This window comes from Pseudomonas sp. (assembly GCF_030696055.1).
Classification (GTDB): Bacteria; Pseudomonadota; Gammaproteobacteria; order Pseudomonadales; family Pseudomonadaceae; genus Aquipseudomonas.
Map to the genome: position 1 here is coordinate 1 of NZ_JAUYNP010000319.1, position 3,190 is coordinate 3,190.

Genomic DNA, 3,190 nt, shown 5'->3' on the forward strand with positions numbered 1-3,190 from the left:
TGGTGAAGTAGTCGACGCCCTGCTCGGCTTGTTCGATCAGGGTGTCACGGAACAGCTCCCAGGTCAGGTCTTCGGCCACACCGTTAACTTTTTCCAGGGCCTGGTAGATAGGCACGGTGCCGATCGGTACCGGCGAGTTGCGGATGATCCACTCGCGGGTTTCGTGGATGTGCTTGCCGGTGGACAGATCCATGACTGTGTCCGAACCCCAGCGAATACCCCAGGTCAGCTTGGCCACTTCTTCCTCGATGGAGGAACCCAGGGCCGAGTTGCCGATATTGCCGTTGATCTTCACCAGGAAGTTGCGGCCGATGATCATCGGCTCCAACTCGGTGTGGTTGATGTTGGCCGGGATGATGGCGCGACCGCGGGCGATTTCCTCGCGGACGAATTCGGCGGTGATTTCCTTGGGGATGCTGGCGCCGAAGCTGTGACCCGGATGCTGCGCGTCGAGCAGACCGGCGGCGCGGGCTTCCTGCAGCTTGTGGTTTTCGCGGATGGCGACGTATTCCATCTCCGGGGTGATGATGCCCTGGCGCGCGTAGTGCATCTGGCTGACGTTCTTGCCGGCCTTGGCGCGGCGCGGGTTGCGCACGTGGGCGAAGCGCATGGCGGTCAGCTCGGGGCTGGCCAGACGCTCCTGGCCGAAATGCGAGCTCAGGCCGGCCAGCAGCTCGGTGTCGCCGCGGTCGTCGATCCAGGCCGAGCGTACATCGGCCAGGCCTTGGCGCACGTCGATGGTCACGTTCGGGTCGGTGTAGGGGCCGGAGGTGTCATACACCATGACCGGGGCGTTGATCTCGCCGCCCCCCTCGCCTACAGAGAAGTCGGTCGGCGTCACGTCCAGGCTGATCTCGCGCATGGGTACGCGGATGTCCGGGCGCGAACCCTGGACGTAGACTTTCTGCGAACGCGGGAAGGGTTGGATCGACTGTTGGTCGACCTGAGCGCTTTCGCTTAAATTTTTGGGGCTCAGGTTCTTTTGTTGTGTGCTCATCGGCAGGCTTTCTCCAGGGCTGAATGTCGGAGCGAACCTGGATGGATGAGCGGTGCGGGGCGCACCGGGAGCGGTGCCAGAGGACTCGCCTGAGGAAGGACGAGCCCATCTTGTTCCCTACGCAGGCCTTAACCCGATCAGGTTCAACGGGATCCGGCAGCTGCCAATCTCAGCCCCATAGTAGAGGGCACCCCGACAAGAACGCGGTCAGTCTAATCAACCCCCGGCAATAAAACCAACCCGCGAGTCAATTTTGTATGACCCATGCGTCGGAAAATGACGAGCGCGCCGACGATTCATTCGCCTCGGCGCCAAGCGCCATAGCTTGTTGCAAACTACAGTCGCCGTGCTCAAGACAAATCTTGACCCCCTATGCAGCGCCCCTTAGCCTTGCCGATTACCGCCAAAATCAGGATTACCCTAATGTTGCGCAGACTCTCTCTGGCTTTAGCCGTGGCCGCCGCCTCCAGCGGCTATGCCTGGGCCGAACAAGCCCCAGCATCGAGCAAAACCGACCTGGTCACGGTTTACCAGGAAGCCGCCAACAACAATGCCGATCTGGCCGCCGCCCGCGCCGACTATGAGGCCCGCCGCGAAGTGGTGCCCCAGGCCCGCGCCGGCCTGCTGCCGAACCTGTCCGCCGGCGCCAACCTGAGCGACAGCCGCACGCAGATCGACTCGCCGAGCGTCACCCGCTCGCGCAGCGGCACCGTCTATCAGGCCAATCTGAGCCAACCGCTGTTCCGTGCAGATCGCTGGTTCCAGCTGCAAGCCGCCGAAGCGACCGACGAGCAAGCCGCCCTGGAACTCTCGGCCACCGAGCAGAACCTGATTCTGCAAAGCGCCGAAAGCTACTTCGCCGTGCTGCGCGCCCAGGACAACCTGGCCTCGACCAAGGCCGAAGAAGCGGCGTTCAAGCGCCAGCTGGATCAAGCCAACGAGCGTTTCGATGTCGGCCTGTCGGACAAGACCGACGTGCTGGAAGCCCAGGCCGGTTTCGACACCGCGCGGGCCAACCGCATCATCGCCCAGCGCCAAGTGGAAGACGCCTTCCAGGCCCTGACCACCCTGACCAACCGCGACTTCGCCGCGCTGGAAGGCATCGAGCACAGCCTGCCGATCCTGGCGCCGACGCCCAACGACGCCAAGGCCTGGGTCGACACCGCCGCCGCGCAGAACCTCAATCTGCAAGCCAGCAACCATGCGGTCGACGCCGCCGAAGAGACCCTGCGCCAGCGCAAGTCCGGCCACGCGCCGACCCTGGACGCGGTGGCCAGCTACCAGAAAGGCGACAACGACAGCCTCGGCTTCAGCAACTCCGGCACCCCGCCGACCTTCAGCGGCGATGTCGAACAGCGCAGCATTGGCCTGCAACTGAATATCCCGCTGTACAGCGGCGGCCTGACCAGCTCCCAGGTGCGCGAGGCCTATCAGCGGGTCAACCAGAGCGAGCAGCTGCGCGAGAGCCTGCGCCGCCAGGTGGTGCAGAACACCCGCAACCTGCACCGCGCGGTAAATACCGACGTGGAAACCGTACAGGCGCGCAAGCAGTCGATCATCTCCAATCAGAGCGCCCTGGAAGCCACCGAAATCGGCTATCAGGTCGGCACGCGCAATATAGTCGACGTGCTGGATGCCCAGCGCCAGCTGTTCGGCTCGGTGCGCGATTACAACAACGCGCGCTACGACTATATCCTCAACAACCTGCGCTTGAAGCAGGCGGCGGGCACCCTTAGCCCGGCCGACCTGGAAGCGCTGGAGCAATACCTGAAGTCGGACTACGACCCGGACCAGGACTTCCTGCCGCCGGACCTGGCCAAGGCCGCCGAGGCGCAACTGCGCGGCAACCAGGAATACTGAGTGGCCTGCATAAAAAAACCGGCTTGGCCGGTTTTTTTATGGCTGCTCGAATGCCGTGTTGGGCTTCGCGGAACTCAGCCCAACCTAGGCTCACGACCCAAGCTGCAGATCCATGTAGCCCGGATGCAATCCGGGAGATCGCTTCCCCGGATTGCATCCGGGCTACGGTTAACCGAGCAGGCGCGCCAAGCCCGCCAACAAGCGCGCCAGCGCCCCTTGGTTGGCCTGCATTACCGCCAACCCCGCCGCCCGCATCGCCTGTGCCGCGCTGGGCTCACGCCACAGCTGCTCGAGCCGTTGCGTCAAGCCCTGGGCGTCCGCCACTTCGCCAAG

The 3,190-nt window shown here is 63.9% G+C and carries 2 protein-coding genes and 1 riboswitch; of the genes, one reads left to right on the plus strand and one right to left on the minus strand.

Annotated elements, in window-relative coordinates; all coding sequences use genetic code 11:
- Positions 1-997: phosphomethylpyrimidine synthase ThiC (locus Q8Q83_RS19260; RefSeq protein ID WP_305625740.1), on the minus strand; the 997-nt coding region annotated here is incomplete at its 3' end.
- Between the two features lie 97 nt (positions 998-1,094).
- A riboswitch (TPP riboswitch) is annotated at positions 1,095-1,202 on the minus strand.
- A gap of 218 nt (positions 1,203-1,420) precedes the next feature.
- Here Q8Q83_RS19260 and Q8Q83_RS19265 point away from each other — a divergent pair.
- Complete coding sequence (locus Q8Q83_RS19265) at positions 1,421-2,857, plus strand: TolC family outer membrane protein (RefSeq protein ID WP_305625741.1); 1,437 nt, start codon at positions 1,421-1,423, stop codon at positions 2,855-2,857.
- Positions 2,858-3,190: the final 333 nt, after the last annotated feature.

Bases quoted from the DNA above. Each gene is read 5' to 3' on its own strand.
- Q8Q83_RS19265 (WP_305625741.1), top strand. From the start codon at position 1,421: ATGTTGCGCAGACTCTCTCTGGCTTTAGCCGTGGCCGCCGCCTCCAGC.